This is a genomic window from Nocardia sp. NPDC052316, assembly GCF_044547795.1.
Classification (GTDB): Bacteria; Actinomycetota; Actinomycetes; order Mycobacteriales; family Mycobacteriaceae; genus Nocardia.
This window is the reverse complement of sequence record NZ_JBIUBB010000006.1, coordinates 343,729-365,117: the sequence shown is the minus strand read 5'-3', so window position 1 is coordinate 365,117 and position 21,389 is coordinate 343,729. Positions and strand designations below refer to the sequence as shown.

The following is a 21,389-nucleotide window of genomic DNA, read 5'->3' as shown; positions in this document are numbered from 1 at the left end:
CCCCCACTACACGAACCATGAAACTCTGCTCATCCTGCCTGTCGAACATGTTTACGCCACACTTGCAACGGCTGCCCTGATTCGGCAAACCGGTCCCGAGTGACCCTAGTCATGTTTTTAGGGGCTTGCACCCGGTACTTGACGGGTTTTACCCCGCACGCAGCAGATCGGACAGGGCGACCACGGTCGCCACCTGCGTCCATGCGCTGTCGACATCGGCGCCGTCGGCGAGCGCCACCGCCCGCAGATCCTCCAACGCCGTCGGATCGAGGGTACCGAGTCCCGCTCGGTCGGTCAGCAGGTGGCTGACCCACTCGTCGGCCAGCGCCTCGGTCAGGTCGGCGTCGGAAGGCACGAGCACCATGGAGGTCCCGCACGAACCCGCGGCCACCACCTCGATCAACGCCAGCTCCGCCGAACCGCCGAACTGGAAGGTCCGCGATTCGAAGGTCAGCTCGGTGTCCGTGCGCAACCGGTCTGCCGCACCGGCCAATTGGTCGTAGTCGAGCGTGCGCGCCCCGACGAAAGCCGGGTCGGTGCCGCGCAGCACCCGCGTGCGATGCGCGTAGGTGACCGGCCGCGGCGATTCGGCCGCGATCTGAGCGGCCACCGCCGGATCGTCGAGCACGAGCCAATCGACCTCGCCGGCCACCGGTGCCGCGGCACTGGTGAGCCCGGTCTTCACGACCGGACCCGCCGGAATCGGCGCGTCGAGCGCGGCCACCGGTACCACCGCGGCACCGGCCTTGAGCACGGCCCAGGTCGCGACCACCGCGTCCACGCCGCGGTCGAACCGCACGGCGACACCGTCGCCGGGGCCGCAGCCACGGGCGGCGAGCACACGCGCCAGGCGAGACGAGCGGGCATCGAGTTCCTGGTAGCTCACCGCGTCCTCACCGAAGACCAGCGCGGGACCGTCGGGGTCGTCCTCGACCACGGCGGTGAGCGCCTGCGTCAGCGCGGTTCCGGTGGTGGCGGTGCCGCCCTTGGCGGTGGGCTCCTGCGCGGACTCCGCGGCGGACTGCACCCGCTCGCGCTCCTGCGCGTCGAGCAGATCGATATCGCCGACGCGTACCTGCGGATCGGCCACCACCGCGGTCAGCACCCGCTCCAGCCTGCGGCACAGTGCCTGCACCGTGGACTCGTCGAAAAGGTCTGTCGCGTAGGTGATCGCGGTGATCAGCTCGTCGGGCGAGCCGTCGGGACGGTGCCGCGGGTCGACGTTCACCTGCAGGTCGAACTTGGCCGCGATCTCGCCACCGTCCAGGCCGGTGACCGTCAGTCCGGGCAGCTCGAGCGACGGCTGCTCGTTGTTCTGGAACGAGAGCACCACGCCGAACAGCGGGTTGTAGACCGAGGCATGACCGGCGGCCACCACCTCGGCGACCCGTTCGAACGGGATGTCGGCGTTGGCGAAGGCGGCCAGGTCGGTCTCGCGGGCCCGGTCGATCAGTTCGCCGAACCGCACGCCGGGCTCGACCGCGGTGCGCAGCGTCAGCGTGTTGACGAACATGCCGACCAAGTCGTCCAGCGCGCGTTCGCCGCGGCCCGCGATCGGGGTGCCGATGGCGATGTCGCTGCTGTTCGACTGCCGGGCCAGCAGCACCGCCAGCGCGGCGTGCACGACCATGAACAGCGTCGAATTGTGTTCGCGCGCCAGCCGAACCAGCGCCGCGTGCACCTCGGGGGCGACAGCGAAGCCGGTGGCGGCACCGCGCATCGACGGGACGGCGGGGCGCGGGCGGTCCAGCGGCAGGTTCAGCTCGCCGGTCAGTCCGTCGAGCTGGTTGCGCCAGTAGGCCAACTGCCGCGCCGCGATGGAGTTCTCGTCGTCATCGGTGCCGATGACGGTGCGCTGCCAGCTGGCGAAGTCGGCGTACTGCACCTCGAGCGGCGACCAGCGCGGCGAGTTACCGCCGATACGAGCGAGATACGCGGTCACCAGGTCGCGCGCCAGCGGTGCCATGGACGCGCCGTCGGCGCTGATGTGATGCACGACCAAGGCGAGCAGGTGCTCGTCCTGGCCGACCGCGAGCAGCAGCGCGCGCACCGGAACCTGTTGCGTCACATCGAAACCGGTGGCCATCAGCTCGGTGATGCGGCCGATCGGGTCCGCGGTGCTGACCGTCTCCAGGCCGCCGGGCAGCGCCTCGCCGACCGAGAGGATCTCCTGGTAGGCCACCCCGGACGGGTCAGCGGGGTAGCGGGTGCGCAGCGTCTCGTGCCGTTCCAGCACGTCGGCGACGGCATTGCGCAGCGCGGGCACGTCGAGCACACCGGACAACCGGATGGCCAGGGGGATGTTGTAGGCGGGCGAGTCCGGATCGAACTGGTTGAGCACCCACATCCGTTGCTGGGCAAGCGAGAGCGGCACCCGATCCGTGCGCGGCACCCGAGCCAGCGGCGGCCGCGCGCCTGCCGCCGTGCCTGCGCCTGGCACGACGCGGGCGGCCAGCGCCGCCACGGTGGGCGACTCGAACAGCTCGCGCACCACGAGATTCGCGTCCAGTGCCTCGTTGATCCTGGCCACCACCCTGGTGGCGAGCAGCGAGTTGCCACCGAGGCCGAAGAAGTCGTCGTCCAGGCCGACCTCGCCGGTACCGAGCAGGCCGGCGAACACCTCGGCGACCGCCTGCTCGACCGGCGAGCCGGGGGCGCGGAAGGTGGCCGTGCTCAGGAACTCCGGTGCGGGCAGCGCCTTTCGATCCAGCTTGCCGTTCGGCGTCAGCGGCAGCACGTCCAGCACCACCAGCGCGTCCGGAACCATGTAGCCGGTGAGGAATTCGCCGACTTGACCGCGCAATTCGAGCGGGTCGAGCTGAGCACCGGTGTCGGGCACCACGTATCCGATGAGCCGGTCACCCGCGTTCTCGTCGGTGCGCACCAGCACCACCGCCTGGCTCACGCCGGGGCAGCGCACCAGCGCCGACTCGATCTCGCCGAGCTCGATGCGGAAGCCGCGCAGTTGCACCTGCTGATCGCCGCGACCGGCGTACTCGAGCGTCGCCTGCCCGCCGAAGCCGACCCAGCGGCCGATGTCGCCGGTGCGGTACATCCGAGATCCCGGCGCGCCGAACGGATTCGCGACGAACCTGGTCGCGGCGAGGCCGGGACGGCCGAGGTAGCCGCGGGACAGCTGCTGACCGGCGACGTAGATCTCACCGGCCACCCCGACCGGCGACGGGTGCAGCCGGTCCTCGAGCACGTAGGCGTCCAGGCCGGGCAGCGCGCGGCCGATGACGCTGGCCGCGTTGTCGACCATCTGCTCGTCCAGCGACAGGAACGACACGTGCACCGTGGTCTCGGTGATGCCGTACATGTTGACCAGCCAGGGCGCGTCCACCGCGTGCCGGTCGTACCAGCGCTGCAGCTGGCGCAGATCGAGCGCCTCACCGCCGAACACCACGTAGCGCAGCGCGAACTTGGCCTGATCGGCGGTCTGCGCGGCCCGGTCGGCCTCGGCGAGCTGATAGAACGCCGACGGCGTCTGGTTGAGGACGGTGACCTGCTCGCGAATCAGCAACTCGCGGAACAGTTCCGGGGACCGGGAGGTGAGGTAGTCGACCACTACGACGGTGCCGCCATTGGCCAGCGCGCACCACAGCTCCCATACCGAGAAGTCGAAGGCGAACGAGTGGAACAGGGTCCACACGTCGGTCTCGTCGAACTCGAACATGGCCTGGGTGTTGGCGAACAGCTGCACCACATTGCGGTGTGCGACGCCGACGCCCTTGGGCACGCCGGTGGAGCCGGAGGTGTAGATGACGTAGGCCAGGTTGTCCGGCCGCAGCGGTGCGATCCGTTCCGCGGAGCGGATCCGACCATCGGCGAAGTCCGCCGTGTCCTCCAGCAGAATCACCGGAATGTCACCCGCGGGAACGGATTCCAGCTCGCTGGCGGTGGTCAGGATGCAGGCCGGGGCCGCATCGGCGAGCATGAATTCCAGCCGCTGCGCGGGGTAGGTCGTATCGATCGGGAGATACCCGGCACCGGCGGTGAGCACCGCGAGCAGCGCGACGGGCAGCTCCTCTGTACGCGGAACCGCCACGGCGACCAGTGATTCCGGGCCGACGCCCTGCGCGATCAGCGCCCGCGCCACCTTGTTCGCGCGGCGCTGCAACTCACCGAAGGTAAGTGTGGTGTCACCGAAACGGATCGCACCGGCATCCGGGCGCCTGCGGGCCTGGGCGCCGATCAGGTCTACCAGGGTCACCTCGGGCACCGAAGCGCCCGGGCTGTTCCACTCGTGCAGCACCAGCTCGCGCTCACCCGGGGCGAGCACGTCGATGTCGCCGATGGTCACGCCGGAGTCGTTCGCGACCGCGTGCAGGATCCGGCCGAAGCGATCGGCGAAGTCCTGCACGGTGGCCTCGTCGAAGAGATCGGTGGCGTAGGTGAACGCCGCCGAAATGCCTTCGGCCGCACCATGCCGGTCGATCCGTTCCACCAGCGCCAGTTGCAGATCGAACTTGGCCAGCGGCATCGCCAGATCCACCGCCGACACCGAAAGACCCGGCAGTTCCAGCTCGGTGCGCGCCAGATTCTGGAAGGTCAGCATCACCTGGAACAGCGGATGCCTGGCCGCGGAACGCGCCGGATCCAGCAGCTCGACCAGCCGCTCGAACGGCACATCGGCGTGGCCGAACGCGTCGACGTCGATCCGGCGCACCTCGCGCAGCAGGTCGTCGAACGTCGCGCCGGAGTCGATATCGGTGCGCAGCACCAGGGTGTTGACGAACATGCCGATCAGGTCGTCCAGTGCGGCCTCACCACGGCCGGCCACCGGGGTGCCGACGGCGATGTCGCGGGTGCCGGAGAGCCGGGCCAGCAGCACCGCGAGGGCGGCGTGCACGACCATGAACAGCGTCGAATTGTGGTTGTGCGCAAGCCTGCTCAGCGCGGCGTGCACGTCGGGGCCGATCTCGAAGCCGAGCGTGGCGCCGTGGTTGGACGCCACCGCGGGGCGCGGCCGGTCCGCGGGCAGCTCCAATTGCTCGGGCAGCGCGGCCAATTGGGTGCGCCAGTACTCGATCTGCTTGGCCAGCACCGATTCCGGATCGTCCTCGGCGCCGAGAATCTCGCGCTGCCAGATCGCGTAGTCGGCGTACTGGACTTCGAGGGCAGGCCACTCCGGTGCGCCACCGCGCATCCGGTCCAGGTAGGCGGCCATCAGGTCGCGGGTCAGCGGGCCCATGGAGAAGCCGTCGCCCGCGATGTGGTGCACCACGCAGACCAGCACGTGCTCGGTCTCGCTCAGCTCGAGCACCCGGACCCGCACGGGCGGTGCGACGGTCACATCGAAGCCCTCGGTGACCACCGCGGCCACCTGCCCGGGCAGCTCGGCCTCGGTGACCGGCTCGACCACGAACTCCGGTACCGCGCGCGGATCGCCGGTCGGCAGCACGCGCTGGTAGCCCTCGCCGTCGATCTCCGGGTACACCGTGCGCAGCACCTCGTGCCGCTCCGCAAGATCGCGCACCGCGGCCCGCAGCGCGTCGAGGTCGAGGTGTCCGGACAACCGCACCGCGGCCGGAATGTTGTTGACGGCACTGGCCGGATCGAAACGGTTCAGGAACCACATCCGCTGCTGCGCGTAGGACAGCGGCACCCTGGCCGGCCGCGGCCTGGCGTGCAACGCCTGTCCCGCAGCCGAACCCGCGTGCTGCTCGACCCGTTCGGCGAGCGCGGCGACGGTGGTCGCCTCGAACAGCAACTGCACCGGCACCCGCACCTGCAGCGCCGAGCCGATCCGGGCGGCGGCCTGCGCGGCCAGCAGCGAGTTGCCGCCGAGTTCGAAGAAGTCGTCGTCCACACCGACGCGGCCCTCGTCCCCGGACATCAGCAGCGCCGCGAACACGTCGGCGACGATCTCCTCCACCGGCGTGGACGGGGCACGGAAAGCCTTGGCGGCGAACACCGGAGCGGGCAGTGCCGCGCGATCCAACTTGCCGACCGGGGTCAGCGGGATCTCGTCGAGCACCATGATGGCGGCGGGAATCATGTACGCGGCCAAGGACTCCCCCAGGAACTCGGCGAGTTCGCCGGTGTCCACGGTCGTTCCTGGTCGCGGCAGCACATAAGACACCAGCGCGGTCGCGCCGGACGGCAGCGTCTTGCCGAGCGTGGCGGCGTAGTCGATGTCCGGATGCGCGGTCAGTGCGTTGTCGATCTCGCCGAGTTCGATACGGAAGCCACGGATCTTGACCTGGAAGTCGGAGCGGCCGAGGTACTCGATCACGCCGCCGTCTTCGGATTCGGTGCGGCGAACCAAGTCTCCGGTGCGGTACAGCCGCGCGCCAGGAGTGTCGGTGTCGGCGCCGAACGGGCTGGCCACGAAACGCTCCGCGGTGAGACCCGGCTTGCCCAGATACCCCTGGGCGAGCGCCGGACCCGACAGATACAGCTCGCCGACCACACCGGCGGGCACCGGCCGCAGCCGCGAATCCAGCACGAACGCACCGACTCCCGGAATCGCCGAGCCGATGGTGATGACGTCGCCCGGCAGCATCCGCGCCGAGCTGGTCGCGAGAATGGTGGCCTCGGTCGGCCCGTAGCCGTTGTAGAACTCACGGTCGGCGGCCCAGCGACCCACCAGTTCCGGGCCGAACTTGTCGCCGGCCACCACCACGACGCGCAGGTCGTCCAAGCCGGTCGGGTCGACCGACTCCAGGGCGCCCGGCGTGATCAGCATGTGCGTGACCCGTTCGCGGCGCAGCAGATCGGCTAGTTCGTAGCCGCCGAACACCGACGGCGGCGCGATCACCAGCGTCGCCCCGGTGGAGAAGGCGAGCAGCAACTCCAGCACCGACACATCGAAGTTCGGCGAGCACACGTGCAGCACGCGCGAATCGGCGGTCACCCCGTAGTGGTCACGCTCGGCGGCCACCAGCCCGGCCAGGCCGGTGTGGGTGACGACGACGCCCTTGGGACGGCCGGTCGAACCGGAGGTGTAGATGACATAGGCCGGGTGCCGCTCGTCCAGCGGACGCACCCGGTCGGTGTAGGAGATCGGGTGCTCGGGCCTGGCGGCGATGCGCGCGGCCTGCACCGGGTCGTCGAGCTCGATCCAGTACACGCCGGTGCCGAGCACCGGGCGGTGGGCCGAGGTGGTCAGCCCGACCACGGCCCCCGAGTCGGACAGGATGTGGTTGATCCGATCGGCCGGGTACGCCGGATCGACCGGCACATACGCCGCGCCGGTCTTCGCGATGGCCCAGACGGCGACGACGGACTGGAGGCTGCGGGCGATGCCGATGGCGACCACGTCGCCGGGTCCGACACCGCGCTCGATCAGTTCCCTGGCCAGCCGTGAGGAGGCCGCATCGAGCTGGGCATAGGTGAGCTGGCGTTCGTCGTCGAGCTGGCCCGACGGATTGAAGCGGACGGCGACCTCATTGGCCTCGGATTCGACGGCGGCGGTCAGCAACTGCCCGAACAGCGGGCTGCCCGACCTGCGGCGACGGCTACCACGAGCGGAACGACGGGCAGTTTCCATTCGAGTGCATTCACCTCTCGCATCGAGCTAGGACCCGGCCCTACCCCTATATCAAGGGCGTATCGTCCGGGGCCAGCGCGGTCCGAGCAATCATATAAGGGACTGATCGGTGTCCACGCAGTGCTGTCTTGGATTACTACGCCCCGCTGACAGCGGGACGCCCCCTTGTTCGGCTCCTGTTCTCACGTCATACATCCGCCGCTACCCCCATGGAAGCGGTGTCTTGCCAGATGCCAGGGTTTATATCGGTCTGGAGCCGGTCGCGTTGCAGGAGTACCCGGATCGGTGAACTAGTTCACAACCAACCACGCCGGGTTGCCTGCACCCCGGCCTGGAATCGGGTGCTCGCGCCGAGCCGCTCCAGCAGTCGCGCGGTCCGGCGGACCACAGTACGCCGCGACATACCGAGCCTGCGCGCGATGGTGTCGTCGGTGGCACCGAGACCCATCAGGGTCAAGATCGCGCGGTCACGTTCGTCCAGTGCCTCCGCCGTCGGGTTCACCGAGATCGGAGCGGCCAGTGACCACAGCACGTCGAAGGTTTTGATCAGCAGATCCAGCGCGGGTGAGCCGGTGATCCGCAAGCCCATGGGGTCCGGGCGGCGTTCGTCGACGTGCAGCACCAGGCTAGCGCGTTCGTCGTCGCTGATAATCATTTTGAACGGCGGCTCGGGCAGCGTGCGCGCCTGTGCCCCACTGGCATTGGTGGCCAGCGCGTGCCGCAGCCGTTCCGGATCCTGGTAGATGGTGTCCTGATAGAGCGTCTGGTAGCGGATGCCCTCGCCGAGTCGGCCGCGCTTGAGCAGGAACAACTGGCGCTCGCGCTCGACATCGCTCAGATACGGTCCGCGTTCGATGACCTTGACGCAGCTGCGCGCCGCGGTCTGCATCTCCTCGAAATCGGCGAGCATCTCCAGGCGTTCGAAGACCGGCACCACGGCGCCGTTGCTGCGCGGCGAGCGGCGCACCGAACGGAACGTCTCGCTGAGCCGCGCTGCGGCCGTGTGCATCTGATTGATCTGCTGCTGTCTTCGCCGAGCCTCGGCCTCCGACAACGACTCCGGGGCGTGGGCGTCCCACACCGCGGGCGCGCCGTCGGGCGTGCTCACGCGCACGGCGGCGCGCAAGTCACACAGCACGTCCAATGAGGCCGCGGCCGTCTCCTCCGAAACGCCCAGATACTGCGCGATATCGGCGAGACTCGATCGCGGATGATGCACCAGCACGGCATAGGTCCGGCCGTGTGGTGATCCAGGCTCGAAGATGTCGCCCAGCTCGGTCACGGCCCGAGCCTATCGACCGACCGGTCCTTGTGGGGAGCCCCGCCCGCGGAGCGGCTGGGGGATCGGCGGAATATCAAGCCCGGCAGCGCGATCAGTGCGCCGAGGGGCCCCACTGCAGCGGCACACCCTTGGCCGCGAGGTAACGCATCGGATCGATCTTGTTGCCGCCCTGGTCCCAGATCTCCAGATGCAGGTGCGGGCCGGTGGAGTTGCCCCGGTTGCCGACGGTGGCGATCACGTCGCCCGCGTTCACTCGCTGGCCCGCCCTGGCGAGCATCTCGTTCACGTGGCCGTAGACGGCGATGGTGCCGTCGTCCTGCTGCACACGGACCCAGAGGCCGAAGCCGGACGCGGGGCCCGCCTCGATCACGGTGCCGCTGCTCACCGAGTGGATGGGGGCGCCGATCTGGTCGGCGAAGTCGAGGCCGTAGTGGAATTCGCCCCAGCGGCTACCGAATCCGGAGCTGATCTCGCCACCGACCGGGCGCACCGCACCCGAGGGGGCAGGCGCGACCTGCTGCTGCACACCCTTGAGGATCTGCTCGGCCTGGGCCAGCGGGCCCGCGATCTCCGGCGGCAGGTTCGGCAGGCCGAACGGGGCGGCCACCGGCGCGGCGACCTGGGTGGCGACCGGCGCCTCGGGGGCCGGAGCCTCCGGCGCGGGGGCGATCTTGGTCTGCGCGACCGGCATGATGCCGGTGCCACGGAACGTCATGGGTGCGTCGGCCTCGTCGCCGTCGTGCGCACCGGGCAGCAACGGGCTGGCGACAGCCGGGGCGATCTGGGTGACGGTGCCGATCAAGGCGCCCGCCGCGACCGCGACACCGGCGGCGGCCTTCACCCGCTCGGTCGCGGTGGACTCGACGCGATGCCGCGTCGGCCGACCCGAAATCTCATCGCCGATAAGGCTCATGACGGTAATGGAACTGGGGCCTACCCGATGGTGCGACAAAGCTGCGTCCTTGCGTCCGAAGAACAGGTGGTTCAGCGGTGCCTGGCCTCTCACGAGCGGGTTCGGTAACGATCCGATCAAGCTTGCGATGTAACGGTTTGGCATCCGTTGTGATGGGAACTCTACGCCAGCGTGACCATTCCGCAACCTTCTGCGCAAAGACGCAGGTAAACACCGGGTCGGTCGTCCAGTAAGCCACACTGGAGCCGTGATCATCGATGATTTGGCCGTCCCCATCGTGCTCGCGCCGATGGCAGGCGGACCCTCCACGCCCGAGTTGACCGTCGCCGTCACCGCGGCCGGTGGCTTCGGTTTGCTGGCCGCCGGTTACCTCAGCGCGCAGGACACCGCCGCCCGGATCACCGCGACCCGCGCCGCGACCGACGCACCGTTCGGCGTCAATCTCTTCGTGCCCGGCCCCGCGACCCCAGCCGAGCACTACGCCGGATACCTCGCCGAACTCGCGCAAGCCCTTCCGGTCGGTGCGGCGAAATACGACACCGACGACTGGGCCGCCAAGCTGGACCTGCTCGTCGCCGATCCGGTCGCGGTCGTCTCGTTCACCTTCGGCTGCCCGACCGCCGAGGAGATCGCCCGGCTGCGCGCGGTCGGCTCGGAGAGCTGGGTGACGGTCACCTCGGCGGCCGAGGCCAGGATCGCCGCCGAGCGGGGCGCCGACGTGCTCATCGCGCAGGGCGCGGAGGCCGGCGGGCACCGCGCCACCTTCGTCGACCGGCCGGAGGACGACGCCACCGATCCACTCAGCACGCTCGCCCTGTTGCAGATTCTGACCGCGACGACGGATCGACCGGTGGTGGCCACCGGCGGCATCGGCACCGGCGCGGGCATCGCGGCAGCACTCGCCGCGGGGGCGGTGGCCGTGCAACTCGGCACGGTGTTCCTGCGCTGCCCGGAGGCGGGCACCAATCCGGTGCACCGCGCCGCACTTGCCACCGAAACCCCGACCATGCTCACCCGCGCCTTCACCGGCCGCCGGGCCCGTGGCCTGCGCAATCAGTTCATGGTCGAGCACAGCGCGAGCGCACCAGCCGCGTACCCGGAGATCCATTACGCCACCGCACCTCTGCGGGCCGAAGCGCGAGCCGCAGGCAACGCGGACAACGTGAATCTCTGGGCGGGGCAAACCCATTCGCTGGCACCGGAGTTACCGGCCGGCGAACTGGTCCGCACGCTGGCGGCCGATACGAAATCCGCACTGAACGCAGCACTTTCGCGACGAATCCAGGTTTGTTGACAACGACTTTCGATTAGAATCGAGACGCATCGCATCGGCCATCCACTGGAGGAGCGCTATGTCTCTCGATGTCCCCACCGCACTGCTCGAACGCGCCGAACGCGGCGAAGTCGACGACGCCGACTTCGTCGAGGTTGTCCGCACGTCGTTGCCCTACGCCTGGGAAGTGGTGAGTCGGGTGGCCGGCGACCTGCGTTCGGGCACCGCCGAATACGCCGACAACGTGGTTCCGCCGCCGGACGAGGTGGCCCGCGGGCAGCTGCTGCGCGCCATGGCCTCCGACGCGATCCGCGGCGGCCTGGAACGGCACTTCGGCGTGAAACTCGCCTTCCAGAACTGCCACCGGGTGGCCGCCTTCCCGCTCGCCGCGGTCGGCGGCGAGACCTACCGCACGTTCATCGGCACCAGGGCCCAGCTGCTGAATCAGAGCCCGGAACTGCGTAACTGCTGATCGTCGAACGCAACGGCCCGGCGCGGCAAGGGTTTCCGCCGCGCCGGGCCGATGCGTCGACCGGGTCCGATCAGGACAGCGTGGTGACCGTCAGGTCGCCGTCGGCGTACTGGGCGCGCAGGCGCTTCTTGTCGAACTTGCCCACGCTGGTCTTGGGCACCTCGGCGATGAACGTCCAGCGTTCCGGCAGTTGCCATTTCGCGAACTTGTCAGCGAGGAACTCACGCAGCTCGTCGGCCTTGGCCTCGGCCCCCTCGGCGAGCACGATCGCCACCAGCGGCCGCTCGTCCCACTTCTCGTCCGGCACGCCGATCACGGCCGCCTCGGCGACGGCGGGGTGCCCCATCACGGCGTTCTCCAGGTCCACCGACGAAATCCATTCGCCGCCGGACTTGATCACGTCCTTGGACCGGTCCACCAGGGTCAGATAGCCGTCGCTGCTGATCTTGCCGACGTCGCCGGTGCGCAGCCAGCCGTCGTCGAACTTGTCGGGGTCGATTTCGGCACCATCCGGCGAGTAATAGGAGCCGGTGATCCACGGACCACGAACCTCCAACTCGCCGAGCGCTTCTCCGTCGTTCGGCAGCACGGTGCCGTCGTCACCGACCAGCCTGGCCTGCACGCTCGCCGGGAACCGGCCCTGGGTGTAGCGGTACTCCCACTCGTCCTCGCCGGTCACGCCGGCCGGCGGATGTGCGACGCTGCCGAGCGGGGAAGTCTCGGTCATGCCCCAGGCGTGCAGGATTCGCACACCGTACTTTTCCTGGAAGGTCCGCATCATCGACGGCGGCACCGCCGAGCCACCCACCACCGCGGTACGCAGATGGGTGATGTCCTGCGGGTGCGCGGCCAGCCCGGCCAGCACGCCGCCCCAGATGGTCGGCACCGCGGCGGCGAACGTCGGCCGCTGCGCGGCCATCATCTCCAGCAGCGGGCCTGGCTGCAGGAACCGGTCGGGCATCAGCACATTCGCGCCCGACATCAACGCCGCGTACGGGATGCCCCACGCGTTCGCGTGGAACAGCGGGACGATGGCGAGGATCGAGTCCCGGCCGGTGAAGGCCATGCCGCTCGGTGAGCACACCTGCATGGCGTGCAACCAGTTCGAGCGGTGCGAATACACCACGCCCTTCGGGTCGCCGGTGGTGCCGGAGGTGTAACACATCGCCGCGGCGGACCGTTCGTCGATCACCGGGAAGTCATAGGTGTCCGGCTGTGCGGCAAGGAGTTCGGTGTAGGAGTGCACCTGCACACCCTCGGGGGCGGCCAGCGTCGACGCGTCGCCGTTGACCACGATGACGTGGCGCACCGTCTTCAGGTTCGGCAGGTACTGGGCGAACATCGGCAGCAGCGTGCCGTCGACCAGCACCACCTTGTCCTCGGCGTGATTGGCCACGTAGACCAGCTGGTCGGGGAACAACCGGATATTGAGCGCGTGCAGCACCGCACCCATCGCGGGTGCCGCGATGTAGGCCACCATGTGCTCGTTGTTGTTCCACATGAAGGTGCCGACCCGATCGCCGACGCCGATTCCCAGCTCGCGAAGCGCGTTCGCCAGTCGCGCCGCGTCCGCGCCGAGCTCGCGATAGGTCATGGTGCGCACGCCCGTACCGGTCCAGGTGGACACGGTCGAATCGCCGACAAACGTCGATGCGTAGCGCAGCAACGTCGCCAGCGACAACGGCTCGTCCTGCATAGTGCTCAACATCGGAACTCCTTTTTCTTCAGTGACTTCCACTCAGAAAGCCAAGTCTGTTTCGGCGACCTTCGGTGTCTCCGAGGTGATCCCGTAGAGCAGCCCGACCCACCGGACCAGTTCGGGATACAGGATCGGTTTCCCGCTGGTGAGCACGGCGCAGGAGAGCGCGCGCTCGGGGTCGGCCCAGGCCGCGTTGTTGGTGAAACCGAGATGGCCGAAGGCCCGGCGGGTGTCGGGGCCGAACAGGCTCACCACCCGGCCGCCGAGCATCGGGCCGTAGCCGAAGCCGAAGTTCATGCCGAGCGACAGGTCGGGCTCGATCCTGGACTGCGGAACGAGCGCGGCCGCAATGGTTTCCGGCCGCATCACCCGGACGCCGTCGAGTTCGCCACCGCGCCGGAAGATCTCGTAGAAGCGCGACAGCTCATTGGCGGTGCTGACCACATTCGCCGCAGGCGCGATAATGCTGAGATAGGCGGGGTCGTTGCCGGTCTCGACGGCCTCCGCGAAGGACACGCCGAGCAGCCGCTCCATCGCCAGCGACAGCGGCGGCAGCGGGGCGATACCGGTCCGGTAGTTCCGCGCGAGGGCAGGGAAATCCCGTGGTACCACACCGTAATTGGTCCACCGGAACGACAGTGGGTTCAGTATCTCCTCGGCAAGCACGGTGCGAATGTCCTTGCCGGTGACCCGGTGGACCACTTCGCCGAGAATGAATCCGCCGGACAGCGCGTGGTAGGACTGGAATCGGCCGGGTGCGACGGACGGCCGCACCGCGCACAGATTCCGTACCAGCAGTGCACGATCCGCCACGGCTTCGGCGGTGAGCGCCTCTCTCGGCAGGTTCGCCACCCCGGAGCGGTGCGCCAGCACCTGCCCGACGGTGATGGATTCCTTACCGTGGCAACCGTATTCGGGGATGTACCGGCAGATCGGCGCGTTCAGCTCGATCAAGCCACGGTCGACGAGTAGATGCACGACGAACGCCGTGACCCCCTTCGACGCCGAGTAGGTGACGAACGGGGTGCTCGGCGTGGCGAGCACCTTCGGCGTCTCCGGCAGATCATCCGGGCCGTTGCCGTGCGCGTGGCCGAGGGCTCGATCGAAGACGACAACGCCGTGCCGACGGACACACACCTGGATGGCGGGGTGGACGCCGCTGCGGTACACCACCTGCATCCGCCGCCAGATCCGCTCGGCGTAGTCGGGTGGCAGTCCGAGCTCGGTCGGCTCCGCCTCGGCACCGATGCTCGCGACGGACTCGAGGTCATCCGGAATCCGGCTGCGATGGAGCAGGTCAGGCAGCTTCGAGAGGTTCCGGACGCGAGTCAGCATTGTTCACCCCACACTGACCATGAGCCACATCACATCGCGAATGCTACCTGTCCCGCCTCTCCGCGTATTCAGGCCAGATTCAGGTACCGCGATAGTTGCGTCGGCGACCGGCGGTGGCGCTAGTGGGCAAATCAGCCCGTACCCGATGAGTTACCCATGTGCCTACGAAATCAGTCGGCAAGTGGTGTGACGTGAATTCAGCCCGCGTGCGCCGGGTAGGCATGCACGACGGCGGTGTTCAGCTTGGGGATCACGTGGGTGAGGGTGTGCTCGGCCTCGTGCGCGACGCGGTGGGCGTCGGCGAGGGTGCTGGTCGGTGCGACGTCCAATTCCACGTCGGCGTGCAGCCGATGCCCGATCCAGCGCATGCGCAGGCTGCGCACGCCTTGCACGCCGGGCTCGGCGGCGAGAGCCCGCTCGGCGGCCGTCACCAGGCCCGGCTCGACCGCGTCCATCAGGCGGCGCAGCACGTCCCTGGCCGCGGTGCGCAGCACGGCGAGGATGGCGACGGTGATCAGCAGACCGATGATCGGGTCGGCCAGCGGGAAACCGAGCGCGACACCCGCCGCGCCGAGCAGCACCGCCAGCGAGGTGAATCCGTCCGTCCGAGCATGCAGGCCGTCGGCGACCAGGGCCGCCGAGCCGATGCGCCGCCCGGTCCGGATGCGGTACAGCGCGACCGTCTCGTTGCCGAGGAAACCGATCACGCCGGCCAGCGCGACCCAGCCGAGATGCTGGATCGGCACCGGCGCGATCATCCGGCGAACCGCCTCGTACCCGGCGATCAGGGCCGACAGCGCGATCATCGCGACAACGAACAGGCCGGCCAGATCCTCGGCGCGACCGAATCCGTAGGTGTAACGTCGCGTCGCCGCGCGCCGCCCGAGCGCGAACGCGATCCACAGCGGCACCGCGGTCAGCGCGTCGGAGAAGTTGTGCACGGTGTCGGCCGCCAAGGCCACCGAGCCGGACGCCAGCACCACCAGCACCTGCAAGACCGCGGTGACGCCGAGCACCGCCAGGCTGACCTGCACCGCCCGGATGCCGACGGCGCTGGCCTCCAGCGCGTCATCGACGCTGTCGGCCGCGTCGTGGCTGTGCGGCACGAAGATCTCGCGCAGGACTCCGCGCAAGCCCTTCGGATGCTCGTGCACGTGGTGGCGCACCCCGTCACTTCGACCGTGCGCGCCCCCAGCGCTCGCCGAGATGTGTTGTCCGGTGCCATGTTTCGTGCAGCTCATTCCGCCGCCCGCCGTCCCGGTAACGTGCGAACAGTAGCGTCGTCGCGGTGATGCGGTGGTACGCCGGGGCCGGCGTGCTCGGCGTTGTATACCGCGTCCACCACCAGTTGCCGGACGTGCTCGTTCTCCAGGCTGTAATAAATCGTCGTGCCGGAGCGGCGGGTACTGACCAGCCGCGCCATCCGCAGCTTGGCCAGATGCTGGGAGACCGAGGGCGCGGGTTTGCCGACCCAGCCGGCCAGGTCGTTCACCGAGAGTTCGCGGTCGACCAGGGCCCACAGCACCTGAACCCGGGTCGCGTCGGCCAGCATTCGGAAGACCTCGACCACCAGGCCCACCTGGTCGTCCGCCAGCGGGCGGACTTCCTGGCTATCTGCATTCATACGCAGATAATAGAGCGGACGGATGGGCGCGGCTACCCCGAATCGCGCGCCCGTTCCCCCTCGGACCGGAATGGCGGCGACACCCCCTGCGTGGCCGCCGACATGCCGGTCCGTCCCGATCGAACCACTCACATACTTAGCCGCTATGGCACTACTGCGCCAGGAGACCTGCCGAATATCATCCCGAATGAGACAAAACCAGCCGGTCGGCCAGTACTGGCTACCCCGTGGCGACCGCTGTGACCTGCGCGAATTCCGGCACGCGCCAGCAAAGTTCGAGCCATCGCGATGCACTCACATCTGCACGTGCATCGCGGGCCGACCGGTCGGCTCGCACCGACTACGCGGCGGCCGCTCAGCCGCAAGCCTGGCGCGGACCGCCGAGCCGGTGTGCCAGTAGGAAATTCATCAGCTCGCGCTGCAGGCCGAGACCACGCTCGGACTGCAGCAGCAACCCGCCCCCGATGTGGTCGGGCCCGAGCGGCGTACGGAATTCGGCGAGAACGCAACCGCCCACGTCGTACCGCTCGATGGTGGTCGGCACCGGATCCGGGCTCGCCGTGACCGCGCCGGGCACGGCGGGTATCGCGAGATCGCTTGCGAGACGGTACGCGCCGAGCCACTGCACCAGGTTCGTGCGCCCGATCGGATACAGACTCGTCTGATCGGCCAAACCCTGCACAAAGAACCCGGGCACCGGCCTGGCCCGCTTACCCATCGCCGCCACGATCGACGCGCCACTCAGATCGGCGCCGAACGTTTGCGGATCCAGTTGATACGGGCCGCCTGCCATCGGCGCGATGGCCGCGAACAGGTCCGGGTAGGTCGCGGCCAGCACGGTGGACATCGCGCCGCCCGCGGAGTATCCGCCCACATAGACCCGCGATCGGTCCAGCCCGAACTCGCCGATCAACGCGGTGGTGAGGTCGGCGATGATCGACGACTCCCCTTGCCCGCGTGCTTGATTCGCCGGATCGAACCAGTTCCAGCAGTACCGGTCGTTGGCCGCGGCGGGTTGGATCGGGTACGCGAGCACGAAGCCGAGTTCGTCGGCGATCCTGGTCAGCGAGAATCCGGTGTCGGCGAGCTGGCGCCACGGGTCGGTGCAGCCGTGCAGATAGATCATCAGCGGCTTGCCCGCCGGGTCGCCGGGCGGGACGTGCAGGTAGTAGTCGCGGCTGCCCGCCGCGTTGGCGAAGGCGCGCTCGACCACCGCCGCCCGCGCCGACGGCGGCGCGGCCAGCAGGAATTGCATGCTCAGCGCCGCAAGGGCGAGCACGACGATGAGCCTGCCGCGACGAGAAGTACCGCGCACCACCGTATTCCTTCCAACGAGGGTCACGGTCGAATGTACCGTGCGCCGGATAACAAACGGGCACAGCGGATTCCGCGCTTCCCCAACGCGGTCGGGCGACCCCGACCAGAGGTGCCACCCCGGCTACCCGATAGCCGGGGACGACCTGACGCCCCGACGGGCGGCGGACTCGCTAGCGTAGGGGCATGCCAGTGGATCGAATGCTGCCGACGTCCGAGGCTCGGGACCTGCTCGAGCTGACCCGTGATATCGCCGACAAGGTGCTCGAGCCGCGGGTGGTCGAGTGCGAGAAGACCGGGACCTTTCCCGACGGCGTCTTCCCTGCCCTCGGCGCGGCCGGCCTGCTGAGCCTGCCGTACCCCGAGGAGTTCGGCGGTGGCGCCCAGCCCTACGAGGTGTATCTCCAGGTGCTCGAGGAGCTCGCGGCGCGCTGGGCGGCGGTCGCGGTGGCGGTCAGCGTGCACAGCCTGTCCTGCCATCCGCTGTTCACCTTCGGCACCGAGGAACAGCGGCAGCGCTGGCTCGCGGACATGCTCTCCGGTGAAACCATCGGCGCGTACAGCCTTTCCGAGCCGCACGCCGGTTCCGACGCGGCCGCGCTGCGTTGCCGGGCGACGAAGGTCGACGGCGGCTACCGGATCAACGGCGCGAAAGCCTGGATCACCAACGGTGGCCGCGCCGATTTCTACACGCTCTTCGCGCGGACCGGCGAAGGCTCCCGCGGCATCTCGTGTTTCCTGGTGCCGCGCGACACCGAGGGTCTGAGCTTCGGCAAGCCCGAGGAGAAGATGGGCCTGCGCGCCGTACCGACCACCACCGCCGCCTATGACGACGCCTTCCTGCCGGTCGAGCGGCTGATCGGCGAAGAGGGGCAGGGGCTTTCGATCGCCTTCAGCGCCCTGGACTCCGGTCGGCTCGGCATCGCCGCCGTGGCAACGGGTTTGGCGCAGCGCGCGCTGGACGACGCGGTCGCCTACGCCAAGGAGCGAGAAGCCTTCGGCCGCCACATCATCGACCACCAGGGCCTCGGTTTCGTGCTGGCCGACATGGCCGCCGCGGTCGACTCGGCCCGCGCCACCTACCTCGACGCCGCCCGCCGTCGCGACGCCGGGCTCCCCTACTCGCGCCAGGCCAGCGTCGCGAAACTCATCGCCACCGACGCCGCCATGAAGGTCACCACCGACGCCGTCCAGGTGTTCGGCGGTTACGGCTACACCCAGGACTTCGCGGTCGAGCGCTACATGCGCGAGGCCAAGGTGATGCAGATATTCGAGGGCACCAATCAGATCCAACGGCTGGTCATCGCCCGTCAGCTCGCGGGCAACTGACCGCCGCACCCGTCGTCGGTATCCGCGGCGGCCCCCGAAGGGTCGTGCGCGCGGATACCGAAACCGTGCGGACTTCCGCGGTACAGGTGGCCGAAAATGTCGATTCATTGACCGCGGATCTCTTCGGACCTGCGGGTTCGCACCCTAGGCTCGGATCATGACAACGCCGTCGATCATCATTATCGGAGCCGGGTTCGCGGGGCTCGGAGTGGCGCTCGAGCTGCGGCGGGCCGGGGTGGAGACGTTCACCATCCTGGAACGTGCCGCGGATCTGGGCGGGGTATGGCGGGAGAACACCTACCCCGGCGCCGCGTGCGACGTGCCATCGCCGCTGTACTCCTGGTCTTTCGAGCCCAAATCCGATTGGCCACGGCGGTTTTCGGAGCAGCGCGATATCCACGAGTACATGCGCGGGGTCGCGGGCAAGCACGAGCTCGAGCGGTTCATCCGGTTCGGCACCGAGGTGACCGATGCCGAGTTCGACGAACAGACCGGCCGCTGGACGGTCACCACCGCGGACGGTGCCCAGCTCAGCGCCGACATCCTCGTGCCCGCGGTCGGCCAGCTGTCCCGCCCTGCCATGCCGAACATTCCCGGCATCGACACCTTCACCGGCCCGGCCTTTCACTCCGCCGAGTGGGATCACGACGTCGAACTGAGCGGCAAGCGAATCGCCTGCATCGGCACCGGAGCCAGTGCGATCCAATACATTCCACGCATCCAGCCCGACGCCGCGCACCTCACGCTGTTCCAGCGTTCGGCGGCGTGGGTGCTGCCCAAGTTCGACACCGAATACAGCTCCACGCACAAGGCGGTGTTCAAATACCTGCCGCCGACCCGGCTCGCCGAACGGTTCGCCATCTGGTCGGTGTTCGAGGTGCTCGCGTTGGCCCTGACCGATATTCCGGCGATGAAGACACCGGTGATCGCGCTGGCCGACCGGCACCGGGCCAAGCAGGTCCCCGACGCCGCCCTGCGCGCGAAGCTGACGCCCGATTACGCGGCAGGCTGCAAGCGCGGCCTGTTCTCCAACGAGTACTTCCCGGCGCTGGCCCAGCCGAATGTCACCGTGGAGACCACCGCCATCGCCGCGATCACGCCGACCGGTATTCGGACCGCCGACGGCGTGGACCACGAAGTAGATGTGATCGTCTACGGCACCGGGTTCAAGGGCACCGAGTTCCTCGCGCCGATGAACATCTACGGCATCGGCGGCCGCAAGCTGACCGACGTCTGGGGTGCGGAAGGCGCGCGGGCCTTCCTCGGGCTGTCTGTGCCGAACTTCCCCAATCTGTTCATGATGTACGGCCCGAACACCAATGTGGGCTCCGGCTCGATCATCTACATGTTGGAATCGCAGGCCCGCTACATCCGTCAGGTGGTGCAGTACCTCACCGACCGGCCCGGCCGTTATCTCGCCGCCCGCGCGCACGCCGAACAGCAGTGGGACGACTGGCTGCAACGGCGGCTGAAAGATACGCCGTGGAACTTCTGCTCCAGTTGGTACCGCAACGCTGCGGGCCGGATCACCAACAACTGGCCGGGGGCCACCGTGCTCTACCGTTGGAAGACAAAGACTTTCGACCTCGCCGACTTCGACGAAGCGCAGGCCGCGGCGCGCTGACCCCGAGTCGACCGCGCCACCGTTTTCAGCCAGGTCTCAGCAAGCGCCCAGTAAACTGGACATCGGTTCGGATCCCGGCAACGGAAGAGGTGCGCGGTGTTGTGGCTACTGATCGTCGTGGTGATCGTGGCGGTGGGCGCCTTCGTCCTCGTGCTGGCCCGGCAGAGCAGGCAGCGCACGGCCGACGCGCTCGCCGACGCGCTGGCCGACGCCCGCCAGGTCAACGAGCGGCTCGGCGGGCAGATCTACAACCTCAGCGGTAGCAATGCGGCGGCCAAGCAGGCCTTGGTCGACGCGTCCGAACGGCATCTCGCCGCCGGGTCGCAGCTGGATCAGGCACGCACGCCCATGCAGGCGCGGTTGGCCAAGCAGACCGCGGTGGAAGGGTTGTATTACATCCGGGCCGCGCGCACTGCGATGGGCATGGATCCCGGGCCCGATGTGCCCGCGCTCGATGGGCAGGACGCCGCGGGCAAGGTCACTGAGCGGCGGGTGGTCGAGCACGAGGGGCGGGAGATCGCGGCCTCGCCCAATCCCTCGTCGGCGACGCCCAACTACTACCCGGGCGGCCGGGTGGCCGGGCGGCCGGTGCCCGCGGGGTGGTACTCCGAGCCTTGGTGGAAGCCCGCCTTGATCGGCGGGGCCTGGGGTATCGGGTCGGCGCTGCTGTTCTCGTCGCTGTTCACCGGGATGGCCGGAGTCGGGTATGACGCGCAAGGGTTCGAGAGCGGGTACGGCGACGGGTATCAGGATGGGCTGGCCGCCGGGGACAGTGCCGGTGGGTACGACGGTGGCGAGAGCGGGGCGGTCGACTCCGGTGGGTACGAGTCCGGCGGTGACACAGGCGGATTCGATGGGGGCTGGGACAGCGGCGGGTTCGACAGCGGCGGCGGGTTCGACGGTGGTGGCGGGTTCGACGGTGGTGGCTTCTGAGACCCGTTGGACGCGTTGGCGAACTGACGGCAAATCTGCCGCGCTTGCCGAGTACTACGGTTAACCCCACCATCATTCGACCTGTTTCCCCGCTTG

Annotated in this window: 13 protein-coding genes; 5 read left to right on the top strand and 8 right to left on the bottom strand. The window is 68.9% G+C overall.

The window, feature by feature from the left end; all coding sequences use genetic code 11:
- Positions 1 to 148 precede the first annotated feature (148 nt).
- The 3 genes from ACIHA7_RS29485 to ACIHA7_RS29475 form a co-directional block, all read right to left on the bottom strand.
- Complete coding sequence (locus ACIHA7_RS29485; protein ID WP_397294177.1) at positions 149 to 7,495, bottom strand: amino acid adenylation domain-containing protein; 7,347 nt, start codon at positions 7,493 to 7,495, stop codon at positions 149 to 151.
- A gap of 295 nt (positions 7,496 to 7,790) precedes the next feature.
- Positions 7,791 to 8,777: a DNA-binding response regulator gene (locus ACIHA7_RS29480; RefSeq protein WP_397294175.1), complete on the bottom strand. Its 987-nt coding sequence runs from the start codon at positions 8,775 to 8,777 to the stop codon at positions 7,791 to 7,793.
- 91 nt (positions 8,778 to 8,868) lie between these two features.
- A complete protein-coding gene (locus tag ACIHA7_RS29475) occupies positions 8,869 to 9,690 on the bottom strand; it encodes a M23 family metallopeptidase (RefSeq protein ID WP_135234747.1) in 822 nt (273 codons plus the stop codon).
- 247 nt (positions 9,691 to 9,937) lie between these two features.
- Here ACIHA7_RS29475 and ACIHA7_RS29470 point away from each other — a divergent pair, with 247 nt between their 5' ends.
- A complete protein-coding gene (locus ACIHA7_RS29470; RefSeq protein ID WP_397294174.1) occupies positions 9,938 to 10,984 on the top strand; it encodes a nitronate monooxygenase in 1,047 nt (348 codons plus the stop codon).
- Positions 10,985 to 11,042: 58 nt separating this feature from the next.
- Positions 11,043 to 11,435: an SCO5389 family protein gene (locus ACIHA7_RS29465; RefSeq protein ID WP_397294173.1), complete on the top strand. Its 393-nt coding sequence runs from the start codon at positions 11,043 to 11,045 to the stop codon at positions 11,433 to 11,435.
- Positions 11,436 to 11,505: 70 nt separating this feature from the next.
- On the opposite strand, the gene ACIHA7_RS29460 is transcribed toward ACIHA7_RS29465, so the two are convergent.
- The 5 genes from ACIHA7_RS29460 to ACIHA7_RS29440 form a co-directional block, all read right to left on the bottom strand.
- Positions 11,506 to 13,143 carry a long-chain fatty acid--CoA ligase gene (locus tag ACIHA7_RS29460; protein ID WP_397294172.1) on the bottom strand — a complete coding sequence of 546 codons (1,638 nt, stop codon included), beginning with the start codon at positions 13,141 to 13,143 and terminating at the stop codon, positions 11,506 to 11,508.
- A 30-nt stretch (positions 13,144 to 13,173) separates the two neighbouring features.
- Positions 13,174 to 14,469: a serine hydrolase domain-containing protein gene (locus ACIHA7_RS29455; protein WP_397294171.1), complete on the bottom strand. Its 1,296-nt coding sequence runs from the start codon at positions 14,467 to 14,469 to the stop codon at positions 13,174 to 13,176.
- A 197-nt stretch (positions 14,470 to 14,666) separates the two neighbouring features.
- Entirely contained in the window at positions 14,667 to 15,710 is a 1,044-nt protein-coding gene (locus ACIHA7_RS29450; RefSeq protein WP_397294170.1) for a cation diffusion facilitator family transporter, read from the bottom strand.
- Entirely contained in the window at positions 15,707 to 16,093 is a 387-nt protein-coding gene (locus tag ACIHA7_RS29445) for an ArsR/SmtB family transcription factor (protein ID WP_397294169.1), read from the bottom strand. Before ACIHA7_RS29445 ends, ACIHA7_RS29450 begins: the two co-directional genes overlap by 4 nt.
- Positions 16,094 to 16,448: 355 nt before the next feature.
- A complete protein-coding gene (locus ACIHA7_RS29440; protein ID WP_397294168.1) occupies positions 16,449 to 17,408 on the bottom strand; it encodes an alpha/beta hydrolase family esterase in 960 nt (319 codons plus the stop codon).
- A gap of 185 nt (positions 17,409 to 17,593) precedes the next feature.
- Here ACIHA7_RS29440 and ACIHA7_RS29435 point away from each other — a divergent pair, with 185 nt between their 5' ends.
- From ACIHA7_RS29435 to ACIHA7_RS29425, 3 genes are all read left to right on the top strand, one after another.
- On the top strand, positions 17,594 to 18,736 hold the full coding sequence (locus tag ACIHA7_RS29435; protein ID WP_397294167.1) for an acyl-CoA dehydrogenase family protein: 1,143 nt from the start codon (positions 17,594 to 17,596) through the stop codon (positions 18,734 to 18,736).
- A gap of 157 nt (positions 18,737 to 18,893) precedes the next feature.
- Positions 18,894 to 20,360 (top strand): flavin-containing monooxygenase, encoded by a 1,467-nt coding sequence (locus ACIHA7_RS29430; RefSeq protein ID WP_397294166.1) that lies wholly within the window; start codon positions 18,894 to 18,896, stop codon positions 20,358 to 20,360.
- A 99-nt stretch (positions 20,361 to 20,459) separates the two neighbouring features.
- Complete coding sequence (locus tag ACIHA7_RS29425; protein ID WP_397294553.1) at positions 20,460 to 21,293, top strand: DUF1542 domain-containing protein; 834 nt, start codon at positions 20,460 to 20,462, stop codon at positions 21,291 to 21,293.
- The last annotated feature ends 96 nt before the right edge of the window (positions 21,294 to 21,389 follow it).

Bases quoted from the DNA above. Each gene is read 5' to 3' on its own strand.
- ACIHA7_RS29485 (WP_397294177.1), bottom strand. From the start codon at position 7,495: ATGGAAACTGCCCGTCGTTCCGCTCGTGGTAGCCGTCGCCGCAGGTCG.
- ACIHA7_RS29475 (WP_135234747.1), bottom strand. From the start codon at position 9,690: ATGAGCCTTATCGGCGATGAGATTTCGGGTCGGCCGACGCGGCATCGC.
- ACIHA7_RS29465 (WP_397294173.1), top strand. From the start codon at position 11,043: ATGTCTCTCGATGTCCCCACCGCACTGCTCGAACGCGCCGAACGCGGC.
- ACIHA7_RS29460 (WP_397294172.1), bottom strand. From the start codon at position 13,143: ATGTTGAGCACTATGCAGGACGAGCCGTTGTCGCTGGCGACGTTGCTG.
- ACIHA7_RS29455 (WP_397294171.1), bottom strand. From the start codon at position 14,469: ATGCTGACTCGCGTCCGGAACCTCTCGAAGCTGCCTGACCTGCTCCAT.
- ACIHA7_RS29450 (WP_397294170.1), bottom strand. From the start codon at position 15,710: ATGAGCTGCACGAAACATGGCACCGGACAACACATCTCGGCGAGCGCT.
- ACIHA7_RS29445 (WP_397294169.1), bottom strand. From the start codon at position 16,093: ATGAATGCAGATAGCCAGGAAGTCCGCCCGCTGGCGGACGACCAGGTG.
- ACIHA7_RS29435 (WP_397294167.1), top strand. From the start codon at position 17,594: ATGCCAGTGGATCGAATGCTGCCGACGTCCGAGGCTCGGGACCTGCTC.
- ACIHA7_RS29430 (WP_397294166.1), top strand. From the start codon at position 18,894: ATGACAACGCCGTCGATCATCATTATCGGAGCCGGGTTCGCGGGGCTC.